Origin of the sequence: Prevotella sp. tc2-28 (genome assembly GCF_900107705.1) — a bacterium.
Classification (GTDB): domain Bacteria; phylum Bacteroidota; class Bacteroidia; order Bacteroidales; family Bacteroidaceae; genus Prevotella.
The window spans coordinates 70,416-84,828 of sequence record NZ_FNRE01000006.1 but is presented as its reverse complement, the minus strand read 5'-3'; the positions used below and the strand labels follow the sequence as shown (position 1 = coordinate 84,828).

Annotated in this window: 11 protein-coding genes; 5 read left to right on the top strand and 6 right to left on the bottom strand. The window is 49.2% G+C overall.

Annotated features, from left to right (window positions below; genetic code table 11):
• Position 1 precedes the first annotated feature (1 nt).
• Both BLU47_RS07070 and BLU47_RS07065 read right to left on the bottom strand, forming a co-directional pair.
• Positions 2-925: a transketolase family protein gene (locus tag BLU47_RS07070; protein ID WP_091960389.1), complete on the bottom strand. Its 924-nt coding sequence runs from the start codon at positions 923-925 to the stop codon at positions 2-4.
• 5 nt (positions 926-930) lie between these two features.
• The gene (locus tag BLU47_RS07065; RefSeq protein ID WP_091960387.1) at positions 931-1,764 is read right to left on the bottom strand and encodes a transketolase; all 834 of its coding nucleotides are present in this window, start codon (positions 1,762-1,764) and stop codon (positions 931-933) included.
• 118 nt (positions 1,765-1,882) lie between these two features.
• Between BLU47_RS07065 and BLU47_RS07060 the strand changes: the two genes are divergently transcribed.
• Together BLU47_RS07060 and BLU47_RS07055 are read left to right on the top strand one after the other, a co-directional pair.
• The gene (locus BLU47_RS07060; protein ID WP_255402113.1) at positions 1,883-3,937 is read left to right on the top strand and encodes a SpoIIE family protein phosphatase; all 2,055 of its coding nucleotides are present in this window, start codon (positions 1,883-1,885) and stop codon (positions 3,935-3,937) included.
• A gap of 10 nt (positions 3,938-3,947) precedes the next feature.
• Positions 3,948-4,550 (top strand): ribonuclease HII, encoded by a 603-nt coding sequence (locus tag BLU47_RS07055; RefSeq protein WP_091960384.1) that lies wholly within the window; start codon positions 3,948-3,950, stop codon positions 4,548-4,550.
• A gap of 7 nt (positions 4,551-4,557) precedes the next feature.
• Here the strand turns inward: BLU47_RS07055 and BLU47_RS07050 are convergent, their stop codons facing one another.
• Positions 4,558-6,333, bottom strand: coding sequence for an MATE family efflux transporter (locus BLU47_RS07050; protein WP_091960380.1), 1,776 nt, complete (start codon positions 6,331-6,333; stop codon positions 4,558-4,560).
• 204 nt (positions 6,334-6,537) lie between these two features.
• On the opposite strand from BLU47_RS07050, the gene gpmI reads away from it, so the two are divergent.
• Positions 6,538-8,058 carry a 2,3-bisphosphoglycerate-independent phosphoglycerate mutase gene (gene gpmI, locus BLU47_RS07045; protein ID WP_091960378.1) on the top strand — a complete coding sequence of 507 codons (1,521 nt, stop codon included), beginning with the start codon at positions 6,538-6,540 and terminating at the stop codon, positions 8,056-8,058.
• 41 nt (positions 8,059-8,099) lie between these two features.
• Here the strand turns inward: gpmI and BLU47_RS07040 are convergent, their stop codons facing one another.
• Complete coding sequence (locus tag BLU47_RS07040) at positions 8,100-10,121, bottom strand: SpoIIE family protein phosphatase (RefSeq protein WP_176780485.1); 2,022 nt, start codon at positions 10,119-10,121, stop codon at positions 8,100-8,102.
• 67 nt (positions 10,122-10,188) lie between these two features.
• Here BLU47_RS07040 and BLU47_RS07035 point away from each other — a divergent pair, with 67 nt between their 5' ends.
• Positions 10,189-10,854 (top strand): uracil-DNA glycosylase, encoded by a 666-nt coding sequence (locus BLU47_RS07035; protein ID WP_091960372.1) that lies wholly within the window; start codon positions 10,189-10,191, stop codon positions 10,852-10,854.
• Positions 10,848-11,447: a DUF3109 family protein gene (locus BLU47_RS07030; protein WP_091960370.1), complete on the top strand. Its 600-nt coding sequence runs from the start codon at positions 10,848-10,850 to the stop codon at positions 11,445-11,447. Before BLU47_RS07035 ends, BLU47_RS07030 begins: the two co-directional genes overlap by 7 nt.
• Before the next feature lie 15 nt (positions 11,448-11,462).
• On the opposite strand, the gene BLU47_RS07025 is transcribed toward BLU47_RS07030, so the two are convergent.
• Both BLU47_RS07025 and gyrB read right to left on the bottom strand, forming a co-directional pair.
• A complete protein-coding gene (locus tag BLU47_RS07025) occupies positions 11,463-12,326 on the bottom strand; it encodes an AraC family transcriptional regulator (RefSeq protein WP_091960367.1) in 864 nt (287 codons plus the stop codon).
• Positions 12,319-14,289 carry a DNA topoisomerase (ATP-hydrolyzing) subunit B gene (gene gyrB / locus BLU47_RS07020; protein WP_091960364.1) on the bottom strand — a complete coding sequence of 657 codons (1,971 nt, stop codon included), beginning with the start codon at positions 14,287-14,289 and terminating at the stop codon, positions 12,319-12,321. Before gyrB ends, BLU47_RS07025 begins: the two co-directional genes overlap by 8 nt.
• Positions 14,290-14,413 lie beyond the last annotated feature (124 nt).

Genomic DNA, 14,413 nt, shown 5'->3' with positions numbered 1-14,413 from the left:
GCTATTTGATGAAATCGAGCGTCGCCTTTACGATGCCATCGGCATCCAGTCCATAGTGATGGAAAATCTCAGCATTGGTACCGTGGACGACATTCTCGTCGGGGATGCCGAGAATACGAACAGGTACGGGATGCTCTGCGACGGTCTCGCACACCATAGCACCCAGACCGCCGAACTGCGAGTGCTCCTCAACGGTTACAAAGCGACCGGTTTCACGAGCGGCCTTCAAGATGGCCTCCATGTCGAAGGGCTTAATCCATGACATGTCGAGTACGCGGGCAGAGACGCCTTGTTCCTTTAACCTCAGACCTGCCTGCCAGGCATGGTAGACCGTTTCACCCGTAGCCACGATGGTGACATCTTTACCATCGAGTACTTGGATAGCCTTACCCACCTCAAACTGGAAGTTGTCGTCGGCATAGACATCAGGAACGGCAGCACGACCGACACGGACGTAGCATGGCTTGTCATAGTTGACGAGGAACTTTACCAGTTTCTTAGTGACGCGCCAGTCGGAAGGCAGACAAACGGTCATCCCCGGGAAGGTGCGTAGTACGGCAATGTCGTGAAGCGAATGATGGGTGGCACCAAGGGCACCATAGGCCACACCGCCCGAAACACCGAGAATGGTGACGGGGTTCTCTGAATAGGCAAGGTCAACCTTCACTTGTTCTAGGGAGCGTGCTACATAGAAGCAGGCGGGGCCGCAACAGAACACTTTCTTTCCTGAGTGAGCCAAACCGGCGGAGATTCCTACTGCATCCTGCTCGGCAATACCACATTCAACGAACTGGTCAGGCAGCGCGTTGGCATAGTCGCCAAGCGTTACTGAACCGCGAGCATCGGTAGTTACTGCGATAATATCTTTGTCCTCACGCGCCAGTTCCAGCAACGTGTCGGTAAATTGTTTTCTACAAGCTATCATAATCTTCAATTCTTCAGTTCTTCAATCCTTTTTTCTATTTCCTTCACGGCATCTTGGCACTGCTCCTCATTCAGCACACCATGATGCCATTTGGCGATACCTTCCATGAAGGAGACACCGCGACCCTTCGTTGTGTTGCTGACCAGCAGATGAGGTTTCTGGTTGGTGTAGTCGATGCTGTTGAAGGCACGCAGGATATCGTCCATAGAGTCGCCGTTGAGTTCGATAACGTCCCATCCGAAAGCGCTCCAGCGCTCCTTGATAGAGTCGAGAGGCATCACATCTTCTGTGTTACCGCTGATTTGCAAATGATTACGGTCGATGATAGCCACCAGATTGTCCAACTGATAGCGGTGGCCAGCCATGGCTGCTTCGTAGATAGAGCCTTCGCCTTGTTCGCCGTCGCCCATCATGACATAGGTGCGGTAGGGTTTTTTGTCCATCTTGGCAGCAATGGCCATGCCTACACCGATGCTTAGACCGTGACCCAAAGCGCCACTGTTAACCTCTATGCCTGGCACCTCAATAGTTGGGTGACCACTCAAGATGGAACCGAACTTACCCAATGTGTCGAGCACTTCCGGCTTCAGGAATCCCTTGGCCTCGAGTGTCACATAGAGGGCCTCCACGCAATGCCCCTTTGACAGTACGAAACGGTCACGCTCAGGGTTCTTCGGCTGGGCGGGGTCAATGTTTTTCATTACTTCAAAATACAGAGCTGTCATCACGTTCAGGCATGACAGATCACCACCAATGTGACCAGCCTTGGCGGCATACACTACTTCGACGAGCCGTTTGCGATTCTGCTCGGCGATTAATTCTAACTGTTTTGCGTTCATAAGTTTTTATAAGTATATACTTTTAGTAATATGATGAATAATTGGAAAAAATGTCATCACTGCTGACATTTTTTTCGGGAAAAATCGTATCTTTGCCAGCGAATAGCAATCGTTCGATATGAATAAGAGAAGTTTTTCGGTAGTCATAATCTTCATCGCTGTTATTGCCACTATGCTATCGTGTGGTGAAGCCAAGCACAAGGAACTGCGCGCCAGCCGAGCTGACAGTCTGATTTTCAGCGCTGGTGCTGTAAAGAATTATGCCCGGATGAAGGAACTGACCGACAGCTTGGAGATGGTAGGTGACCTCTCTCCGCTCGATGCCAATCGGTGGCGTGGCGTGTACTATTACCGACAGGGCCATTACCGGATGGCAGAGGTGTGTTATCGGAAGGCCCTTGACTGTGAAGTAAAGACAAGTCAAGACCAGCTGAGCTATAACAAGTCGGCGAGACGACTATCAGAATTATTGCTGATTAAAGGTGACTTCGAGGGTTCACTGCGTGTGGCGATGCCTGCTGTGAAGAAGATGGAACAGTCTGGCATCGGATCAGACATAGACTATGCCATCCTGTTAAACAACATCGGATGTTGCCAGTTAAATCTGGGACAGGTATCGGAGGCCAACGAGAGTTTCCTTATTGCTCGTGAACACTATGCCAACCGGTGGCAATCAGACAGTACGGGACGTGGATTCCAAGAAGCTGTCATTGGAACCGTATATACTAGTATGGCATATATCAACACCCGTCGCTATGCCGATGCTATCTATTGGATAGACCGAACGGAGATGTTATTAGGCAAGTATAGCCAAAAACCGGATGCCCGTACGGAGTATTTCGACGAGTACAAGGGACGAATCGAGATTATGCGGGCGGTAGCATTGCAGAGTCTGAACAAACCGCATGATGCTGCCGAAGCTTATCGCAAATTCCTGCTGACCGACTATTCGCAAACGGCAGAAGGGCGTATCAATGCCAACGATTATCTGATGGTTGCACATCGCTATCGTGAGGCGGCCAATAACTACCATTGGCTGGATGAAATGCTTGCTAAGACAGGAAAGGAACAGTCACTGGACAACATACAACTATATATGTTGCCCAAGTACAAGGCAAACGCAGAGATTAGACAACGTGACTCAGCCATAGTGGCAGGTATGCACATTCTGGCCATCCTCGATTCAGCCATTACAACGCAGAAAAATAGCCGTACTGCTGAGTTGGCTACCATCTATGACACTCAGGGTAAGGAGGCGGAGATTGCCCGACATCAAGCGGAACTGTCGCAGCAACGACTCATCAGTACGGGTGTTGCGCTGGTGTTGCTCATCATCTTCTTCTTGACTTATACCTTGCATAAACGCAAGGCTGCGCATCGGTTGGCTGCTGCCCATACGCAGCTGCAGGTGGCATACGACCAGCTAGAGACGACCACGAAGGCGAAGGAGCGTATAGAGAGTGAACTTCGCATTGCCCGGGACATCCAGATGTCGATGGTTCCTAACATATTCCCTGATGAGAAGAATATTGATGTCTACGCTGCCATGACTCCTGCCAAGGAGGTTGGTGGTGACCTGTACGGATATCTATTGCTGGACGACGAGTTTTATTTCTGTGTCGGCGACGTGTCGGGAAAGGGTGTTCCTGCCAGCTTGTTCATGGCACAGGCTACCCGATTGTTCCGCACCTTTGCCACACAACATATGAAACCTGCCGACATTGCCACCTATATGAATGCAGCACTGACGGAGAACAACGAGCAGGGAATGTTTGTCACTATGTTCATCGGGCTCATCAATCTGAATAGCGGACATATGGACTTTTGTAATGCGGGACATAACCCGCCTATATGGGGAGTTCCCGCGGCCTATCTGGAGATGGAAACAAATGCGCCTATCGGTCTGTGGCCTGATCTTGACTTTGTTGGCGAGGCTATGGATAACATCAAAGGGTGTCCGTTGCTTATCTATACTGACGGACTTAATGAAGCAGAGAACATACAACAGGAGCAGTTTGGTGACGACCATCTGTTAGATATACTGAATAACAATCATTTTACCAGTTCACGTCAGGTCATCGAGACACTGGTTAAAGAGGTGGAACAACATCGCAACGGGGCAGAGCCCAATGACGACTTGACCATCATGTGCCTGTTGGTTAAAGGAGAGTGAGGCAAAAGATATGTTAGCAAGTCATTATTACGAAGGAAAGATTGAAGCCGGATGCGATGAGGCAGGCCGTGGCTGTCTGGCAGGCAGTGTCTATGCGGCTGCCGTCATATTGCCACCCGATTATCAGAACGAGTTACTGAACGATTCGAAGCAACTCACGGAAAAGAAACGATACCAGCTTCGTGACATCATAGAGCAAGATGCTGTGGCATGGGCGGTAGGCATTGTTACCCCTCAGGAGATAGACCGCATCAATATTCTGAATGCTTCTATCCTGGCTATGCACAGAGCCTTAGACCAATTGAAGGTGCGTCCAGAGGCTATCATCGTTGACGGTAACCGCTTCAAGCCCTATCAGCAGATTCCAGCAACCACTATCGTTAAGGGCGACGGGAAATACCTCTCCATCGCCGCAGCCAGTATCCTTGCCAAGACCTATCGTGATGACTACATGAACCAGTTGGCTTTGGAATATCCACAATATGACTGGTTGTCAAACAAAGGATATCCCACCAAAAAACATCGTGATGCCATCCGTCAGAATGGCATCACACCTTATCACCGCCGGTCGTATAACCTATTAGGTGACGGTCAGCTCAGTTTTGATTTCTGATCGCCTGCTATGGCTTCTTCCAGATAAACACTGTGTTCTGACCGTACATAAACTTATAGTTAATGTCGGGAATGATTTGTGTGATGAGTCGCAGACCCATGTGCTCATGCCCCTCGGTGCCTATGTTCTTGTCTGCCATCTTGCCAGCCTTGACAGGGTCGAAGGGACGTCCGGCATCTTTCAACGTGACGAAGACACCGTCATTGTTGACGTGGAGGTGTACGTCGAATGTCTGCTGAATGATGCGTCCTTTCGAGTGCTGGGCGATATTGGTCATTAACTCCTCACAACAAATGTTGAGGTCAAACAGAGTCGAGGAGGAGACTTTCGCATCCTTGAGGAAGGTATCAATATCGTTCAGTGTGTCGTAGACATCGTCGAGTTTATAGTAGACGGAACGGTCATATGTCAATCCTGTTGATGTCTGAGGAATCATGGTCAGTGGGGAGATGGGGGCATGGTACATATGACTCCTAGCATAGGTATAGCCTAGCTGGAAAAGAAGTACGAGGGCACACGCACCTACGAAGCCCCACCATAGTTCAATACCTTCGAGGTTGGCAACGAACCATACACCAACAACAAGCATGGCGGTTTGTGCGGTTGCGGTGATAACGCTGGTCTTTTCGTGGCCAAGAATTTGGTAGGTGCTCAACAGAATCTGCGTGATAGAGAAGGGAATTAACATCAGAGCGAAGATGCGTAGCACACGGTTTAGCTCAATAGATAGTTCGCTGCCACTTGTCACACCGAAGAGCATGCCTACTGCGTTGGGCATGTACATCATGATGATAACAATGGTTACCAACATGGCAATGACCACTAAGGCCTGCTTGACAAGAATCTCAAGACCACGCAAGTCGCGCTCCCCCATCAATACACCTCCAATGGCAAACATCGACTCGATGACGCCATCGATGAACACATAGGAGAGCAGTAGCATCTGCAAGCAGACAGACCAGATGAACAAACCGTCGCAGCCAAGGTACCGTAGCACAATGTCATTGATGAGCATGATGGTAACGGCCATCAGTGAGTTGCTCAGCGTGATGGGGGCACCCTCCTTGACATTAGACAGGAAGATATTGAAAAGGCTCTTGCCGGGCCACTTTAGACGATATGAGCTAGTAGGCTTGCGAAGGTAGGTGAGCAAAACGATGATGTTGACGGTGAACATAGAAAGTGAGCCCAGGGCTGCACCCTCAACCCCCATGCCAATCACAGAGATAGTCAGGATGTCGACGAGACCGTTGGTGAGTGCACCCGCTATCACGGCAATGGTTACCATACGCGGACGACCGTCAGTGGCGACGAAAAGACAGAGGCCATATGACATCATCTGCAGCCAACCGCCTAAGGCATAAGTGTGGATGTAGTCATAAGCCATATTGTTCAAGTGGGGTTCTTCGGAAACGAGTTCTACTATCTGCCTGCTGAACAGGCTGATGCCCAGTGAAACGGCAACTCCCACCGTTAAGACCGTCAGAATGGTGGAGGTGAAGATGCGGGCCGTCTTTTCCATGTCGTTGCTACCGATGGTTTGTGCGCATAGGGCGTTGGCTCCAAAACAAAGTAGGAACCCAATGCAGTTGAGTACTTCCACTAGTGGGAGTACGAGGTTGATAGCGGAAACGGCGTCCTGACCTACTACATGGCCGACTATCATGGAGTCAGCGGTATGGGCTAGCTGAGACGCAGCTGCTGTAAGTACGGCAGCCATCACAAATGTTTTCAGCGCCTTTGATACGATAAAAGAGTTTCTCTTCTTGTTATTTATCGCCATAACTTATTCTCTTAGTTGCTGTATTGTATTCCAATTTTGCGCACGAAGGTACGAAAAAAATACAACCCAACAGCAAATTGCATCTTTTTTTTAATAAAATTATCATAAACTATGTGTTGCAGTGCCGTTGTGTAGGAAAAAAATTGTACCTTTGCACCCGCAATTATATTTATAAAGAATGTATATAAAATAGGTAATAGAATTATGGCAAAGAAAGCATTATTGATGATTCTCGACGGATGGGGAATCGGTAAGCATGGTAAGGGTGATGTTATTTTCAATACCCCAACGCCTTACCTTGATTTGTTAACAGCTACATCTGCTCACTCTCAGCTTCAGGCCTCTGGTGAGGATGTCGGTCTTCCCGACGGACAGATGGGTAACTCAGAGGTAGGACACCTTAATATTGGTGCTGGTCGTATCGTTTATCAGGACCTTGTCAAGATTAACCGTGCTTGTAAGGACGGTTCTATCGTTGAGAACCCACAGGTAAAGGCTGCTTATACCTATGCCAAGGAGAAAGGTAAGAAACTGCATCTGATGGGCCTTTGTTCTGACGGAGGTGTGCATTCATCACTTGACCATCTCTTCAAACTGATAGAGGTGGGCAAGCACTATGGTTTGAAAAACCAGACGTTTGTTCACTGTTTTATGGACGGTCGTGATACCGACCCTAAGAGTGGAAAGGGATTCATTGAGCAAGTCACCAAGGTGTGTGCCGAGAATGATGCTGCCATAGCTTCTATCGTTGGCCGTTTCTATGCTATGGACCGCGACAAGCGTTGGGAGCGTGTTAAGGAGGGTTACGACCTTATCGTGAACGGCACTGGTAAGCAGGCAACCGATATGGCAAAGGCAGTAGAGGAGAGCTATGCTGAGGGTGTTACCGATGAGTTCATTAAACCTATTCATAATAGTAGCGTGAATGGTTGCATTGAGGAGGGCGATGTGGTTATCTTTATCAACTTCCGTAATGATCGCGCCAAGGAACTTACCATTGTGCTCACTCAGCAGGATATGCCGGAGCAGGGTATGAAGACAATACCTGGACTGCAATACTATTGCATGACACCATATGATGCCAGTTTCACAGGTGTGAACATCCTGTTCCCCAAGGAGAACGTAGAGAATACGCTTGGTGAGTATCTGTCGCAGCAAGGTAAGAAACAGTTGCATACTGCAGAGACGGAAAAATATGCGCACGTCACCTTCTTCTTCAACGGTGGTCGTGAGGCTCCATACGAGGGTGAGGATCGTATTCTGGTTCCCTCTCCGAAGGTTGCTACCTACGATCTGAAACCCGAGATGAGCGCCTTTGAGGTAAAGGATAAACTGGTAGGTGCCATCAAGACTCAGGAGTATGACTTCATCGTGGTTAACTTCGCCAATGGTGACATGGTAGGGCACACGGGTGTATACAATGCCATAGCAAAGGCTGTATGGGCTGTAGACAATTGCGTAAAGGAGGTCATCGAGGCTGCTAAGGCTAACGACTATGAGGCTATCATCATTGCAGACCACGGTAATGCCGATAATGCCATCAATCCAGATGGAACTCCCAACACGGCTCACTCGCTGAATCCCGTGCCTTTCATCTATGTAACTAACAACAATTCAGCTACTGTTAAGGACGGTCGTCTTGCCGATGTTGCTCCTTCTATTCTACATATCATGGGACTGGAGCAACCTTCAGATATGACGGGCGAGAACCTGATTCAGGATTAAAGTTCTAAAGATTATTAATGTAAAAACAGCCTCTGGGATGATTACTCAGAGGTTGTTTCTTTTTTATATTGTATAGCCAACATCGTGAGGTCGTCACTTTGCTCGGCATTGCCTACAAAAGCGTGAACGGCCTCGTTCATCTTGTTCACCACGGTGGTGGGACGGTGGTTGCCCGTAGCCAGCAGACTCTCGGCAACGTTCAGGATGCGCTGGTCGCCAAACTGGTCGTGGCTGATGTTCTCGGCCTCGTTCAGTCCGTCGGTAAACAAGAAAATGGTGGTATGCTGGTTAATGAGGGTTTCCTGTTCCGTGAACTCCCAGTCGGGCTGTATGCCGATGGGCAGGTTCGGATCGCAGGGCAAAGTGCCGACACTGTTCCCGATGAGCAGGGGTGCGTCATGACCGGCATTGCAGTAGCGCAACAGGCCGGTCTGCAGGTCAAGCACACCCACGAACAGCGTAACGAACATGTAGAGGTCGTTGTTCTCAGAGAGCGACTCGTTGAGGGCCTTCACAACGTGGTGGGGCTTTAGCTCATGTGCTGTGATGTTGCGGAACAGCGAGCGCGTTACCGCCATGAACAGTGAGGCGGGAACTCCTTTGCCGCTAACGTCGCCGATGCAGAAGACAAGCTGCTCGTTGTGGATGTGGAAGTCGAATAGGTCACCACCCACAGCCTTGGCAGGCTTCAGTGTTCCGAAGATGTCGATGTCGTCGCGGTCGGGGTAGGGTGGGAATGTTTTGGGCAGCATCGACATCTGGATGTTGTGTGCTATCTTCAGCTCACTCTCAAAGGACGCTTTCTGTGCCGTTGTGTTCTTGAGTTCCTCCACATATTTGGACAGCGAGTGTTCCATCTGCTCGAACGAGTCACGTAACATATGTATCTCATCGCGGCTTGTCAGCGTGGGTAACGGTGTGGCGAAGTTTCCCTTAGCCACCTCGTTGGCTGACTCCGCTAACTGCTTCAGCGGCAGAGTGGATTTCTTGATGGCTCTACGCCCGAAGAAGTACACGGCCAGCATGCCTATCAGGATAATCAGCGTCATGATGCCGCCGAAAAAGTAGGCAATGATTTCAACAAGGATTTCGGGAATCACCAAACCAAGACACCAGTCGGTGTACTTCACTGGCTGGAAGGTCACCAGCATATGCTCACCGTCAAGCATCAGGTCTTCATCCTCATCGGAATTGCGGTCCAGCAGGCTTTCAACCGCGTCATTGGGGTCTTTAGTTACATACTCCTTGATGTTGTGCTTGAGTACTCGCGTCTGGTCGGGGTGTACCAGCAGCGTACCCGTCGTATCGACGATGAAGTAGTAGGCAGCATATCCAGGGTCCCAGGCTTCTTTCTTCTCTTGTTCTATTTCGACGCTTACACCTTTCGTGCTGGATGTGTCCTTTTTAGACCGATAGAACTGTATCTTGTCGTTCAGCCAGTCGAGCGACAGGTCGGCACGCAGTATCGCCACCGTGCTGTCACGCTTGTCGTGGATGGGCAGATAGTACGACACCAGCGGCCTCCCTTGGTTGACACTGTCTATGAAGGACTTGCCCCAGTAGCCCTCGTTCCGGCTGAGCGCCTCCTTGAACCAAGCTGCTGTCAGGTAGTCATGCTTGGCGTCGTCCATCACATAAGTCTCGATCTTGGTGGTGTCCACACGCACGGCAAAGGGGTAGAACCGACGTCCCCTCTTGGGATAGTAGTTATCAACAAAGCTGATGCCACAGCTGCGCATGTAGGGATTCTTCCTCAGCATGCGTTCGATGAGACCCTGTATCTTCTCGGGATTCTCCAAATTGTCCTCTATCACGGGGGCGGTATTGATGGAGGCTACGTAGAGGTCAGACGTGATACGACGAATCTCCTCGTGCTCACCACTCACCAGACGGTTACAGATGCCGACGGCGCCCACATAGACTAAAACGTAACAACCCCAGAACACCAAGGCGGTGGGAATACCCATGAATATCAACATACGGAGCATAATGCGCCATGTGAGCCGCTTGGCAAAGGAGCGCGGATAGGCGCTTTTTTGTTTTTTCTTGAAGATAGAAAGCATAACCTTTATAGTTTGCTTGCAAAGATACATTTTTTTTTCTATCTTTGCAAGCAAAACTGCAAAGATAATGAGTGTAAAGATAGAATCCACGTGGAAAGAACATCTGCAGGCAGAGTTTGAAAAGGCTTATTTTGCACAATTGACAGATGCTGTGCGAAGGGAATATGGTTCTGGAACGTGTTATCCTCCAGGCAAGTTGATTTTCAATGCCTTTAATCTCTGTCCTTTTGAACAGGTAAAGGTGGTTATCATCGGACAAGACCCTTATCATGAACCAGGACAGGCGCACGGGTTGAGCTTCTCTGTACAGGATGGTGTTCAGTTTCCGCCATCTTTGCAAAACATCTTCAAGGAGATACGTGACGATATAGGCACTCCGATTCCACAGTCTGGCAACCTGACGCGATGGGCAGAACAAGGCGTGTTGCTACTCAATGCCACGCTGACGGTAAGGGCTCATCAGGCCAATAGCCATTCCTCCTTAGGTTGGCAGACTTTTACGGATGCTGCCATCAAAGCGTTAGCTACTCATCGGGAGCATTTGGTTTATATGCTATGGGGAGGCTATGCACGTGGGAAGGCATATATGATAGACAAGACCAGGAATCTGGTATTGGAATCAGTGCATCCTTCACCACTGAGTGCAAACAGAGGTGGATGGTTTGGACAACATCAGTTCTCACGTTGCAATGAATATTTGACACAAAACGGCATAAAACCTATTGTATGGTAAACGAGATACCGCCAATCCTGGAAGTCGGTGGGGTGCTGATTTCTTCGGAGATCCTGACAGAGAAGTTCTGTTGTGACTATGAGAAGTGCAAGGGCATCTGCTGTGTAGAAGGAGATGCAGGAGCACCAGTGACAATGGATGAGATAGCAGGCATAGAGGATGCATTGGATATTGTGTGGCCTCAACTGTCGGCTTCAGCACAGAGTGTCATTGACAAACAAGGTGTGGCTTATACAGACAAGGATGGTGATTTGGTTACAAGTATTGTCAGAGGCAAGGATTGTGTGTTTACTTGTTATGATGGTGATAATTGTCTGTGTGCGTTGGAGAAGGCCTATCGTGAGGGTAGGACTCAGTTCTGCAAGCCTATCAGTTGTGCTCTCTATCCCATTCGTGAGAAGAATTTCGGGAACGGACTTGTAGGGTTGAATTATAATCGGTGGTCAGTTTGCAAAGATGCCATTGAAAAAGGGAAGGCATTGAACCTTCCCGTTTATCAGTTTCTGAAAGAACCCCTGACTCGTCGCTTTGGTGAGGCATGGTATCAGGAATTATGTGATGTTGCCGAACAACTAATGGTTACTGGTCAATAGCTCCCCCCCGACTAACTATTGCTTACGGAATTCAGAGGGACTGACGCCTACATGCTCCTTAAAGTACTTTCCTAGAAATGACTGACTAGGGAAGTGAAGTTCGTCGGCAATCTCCTTAATACTCATGGTTGTGGTTTTCAGCAGTACGCGTGCTTCCAGAATGACGTAACTGTCAATCCATTCGTTGGGCGTGCGTTTGCTTGTCTGCTTAACTACTTCCGACAGGTATTTAGGGGTGATGAATAATTGCTCTGCATACCAACTAACGCGTCTGATGGAACGGAAGTTCTGTTCCAACAAGCGGATGAACTGGGAGAACAAGGCGTCAGCACGCATCTGAGGTTTCTTTCCTTGTTGCTCTACACGGTAGATGACATTGCTCATGTCGTAGAACATGGCTAACAGCAAGGCTTTTACCAGATTCTCACGGTAGTGATGTCCTGTATTGGTTATTTTCTCGCGGATGGTATGGAAATAATTGCTGAACACTTGTACTTCGCTTGGTGTCAAAGCTACAACAGGGTTGTTCATAGAGAAGAGAAGAAGCGATGAGACGTTCTGTACGCTCTGAACGAAACCGTGATAAAACTCGGTGCTGACCATGATGCACAGGCATTCAAAGTCTGCTGATGCCGAGTAATTATCTACGATGTGGCGTTCTGAGACAAACAACAAGTCGCCCGCCTTTACCGTCTGTTCCTTGGTGTCGATGTTGTATTTCGCTTGCCCTTTAAGGCATAGTGCCATCAAGATGAAATTCAGACGTGTAGGCTCTTGCGTGGTATGGGCGTCACTGATCTGGTCTGTCAGTGCGAGGCAGTTGCTCAAAGCATCTGCGTTGCCCCAATTCTTCGCCTCTTCTAAAAAGATATCACGCATCGATATTAGCGTAAGTGGCGTTCTTCTCAATAAACTGTCTGCGTGGCTCTACATCGTCACCCATCAGCATGGAGAAAATCTCGTCGGCTTCTGCGGCATTCTCGATGGTAACCTGTTTCAGTAGGCGATTCTCCGGGTTCATGGTGGTCTCCCACAACTGTTCTGGGTTCATCTCACCAAGACCTTTGTAGCGTTGGGTGTGCAGTGCTGTAGCATTCTCATCACCATCCACATACTTGTCAATGAAGGCCTGACGCTGCTGGTCGGTATAGCAGTACTCAGAGAACTTCTTGTATGTGCATTTGTACAGTGGTGGTGTGGCAATATAGAGGTGTCCGCCTTGGATAACCTGTGGCATGAAACGGTAGAAGAGCGTCATGATGAGAGTGTCGATGTGTGAACCATCGACGTCGGCATCGGTCATGATGATAATCTTGTCATAACGCAGCTTGTCGATATTGGCCTCGCGGTCGCCCTCGCCATCTACACCGAAGCGTACGCCGATAGACTGGATGATGTTCATGACAGACTCAGCCTCGAAGACGCGGTGCCACTGAACCTTCTCAACGTTCAGAATTTTACCACGTAAGGGAAGAATCGCCTGGAAATGACGGTCGCGACCTTGCTTGGCGCTACCGCCGGCCGAGTCACCCTCGACGAGGAATATCTCACAAACCTTAGGATCTTTCTCTGAGCAGTCTGCCAACTTACCCGGCAGTCCACCACCCGTCATCGGGTTCTTGCGTTGTACGCTCTCACGAGCTTTACGTGCGGCAATACGGGCTGTTGCTGCCAACACTACCTTCTCGCAAATCTGCTTGGCCTCCTTCGGGTGCTCCTCCAGATAGTTGGTGAGCGCCTCACCGACAGCTTGCTGGACGGCACCAGCAACCTCTGAGTTGCCCAGTTTGGTCTTTGTCTGACCTTCAAACTGAGGTTCGGCCACCTTGATGGAGATGACGGCAGTAAGACCTTCGCGGAAGTCATCACCAGCCAGCTCTATCTTAGCCTTCTCAATCTGCTTGGAGATATTGGGGTCTTCGTCGGCATATTTTTTCAGTGTGCGTGTCAGCGCCATACGGAAGCCTTGCAGGTGGGTACCACCTTCAATGGTGTTGATGTTGTTGACGTATGAGTGGATGTTCTCGGAGTAGTCTGTGTTGTACATGACGGCTACCTCAATGGGAACGCCCTGTTTCTCAGTCTTCAAATAGATGACGTCGTCGAAGAGGTGGGTGCGGTGACGGTCTACGTAGCGCACGAACTCTTTCAGTCCCTCCTTGGCGTGGAATACCTCTTCTTTCAAGTTGCCCTCCTCGTCGGGACGCATATCTTTCAGCGTAATGGTGATGCCGGCATTCAGATAAGCCAACTCACGCATGCGCTTGGCAATGATATCGTATTTGTATTCTGTTGTGGTGAAGATAGATCCGTCTGGCCAGAACTGCTGACGGGTACCCGTGATATCGGTGTCGCCAACAATCTTCACGTCGTAGAGGGGCTTACCCTTCTCGTATTCCTGCTGATAGATGTGACCGTTGCGGAACACCTGCGACATCATGTGGGTAGACAGAGCGTTTACGCAACTGACACCTACGCCGTGCAGACCACCGGAAACCTTGTAGGAGCCTTTGTCAAACTTACCACCGGCATGAAGCACCGTCATGACGACTTCCAATGCAGACTTGTGCATCTTCTCGTGTTCGTCTACGGGAATACCACGACCGTTATCCTGTACGGTAATTGAATTGTCTTCGTTGATGGTTACCTCGATGTGGGTGCAATAGCCTGCCATTGCTTCGTCGATAGAGTTGTCGACGGTCTCGTTTACGAGGTGGTGGAGACCCTTCTCGCTGATGTCTCCGATATACATAGCCGGACGCTTGCGCACGGCTTCCAGACCTTCGAGCACTTGGATATTGCTCGCGGAATAGTTACTTGGGTTGTTCAGTTCTTCTGCCATTTTATTTAATAGTCCTTAATAGGTTGCAAAGTTACAAAAAAAAATCGATATGCAAGAATTTTTAATCCAAAAAAAGACTGCAATCTGTTAAGAATTGCAGTCTTTTGTGCTGTATGTGAATGTT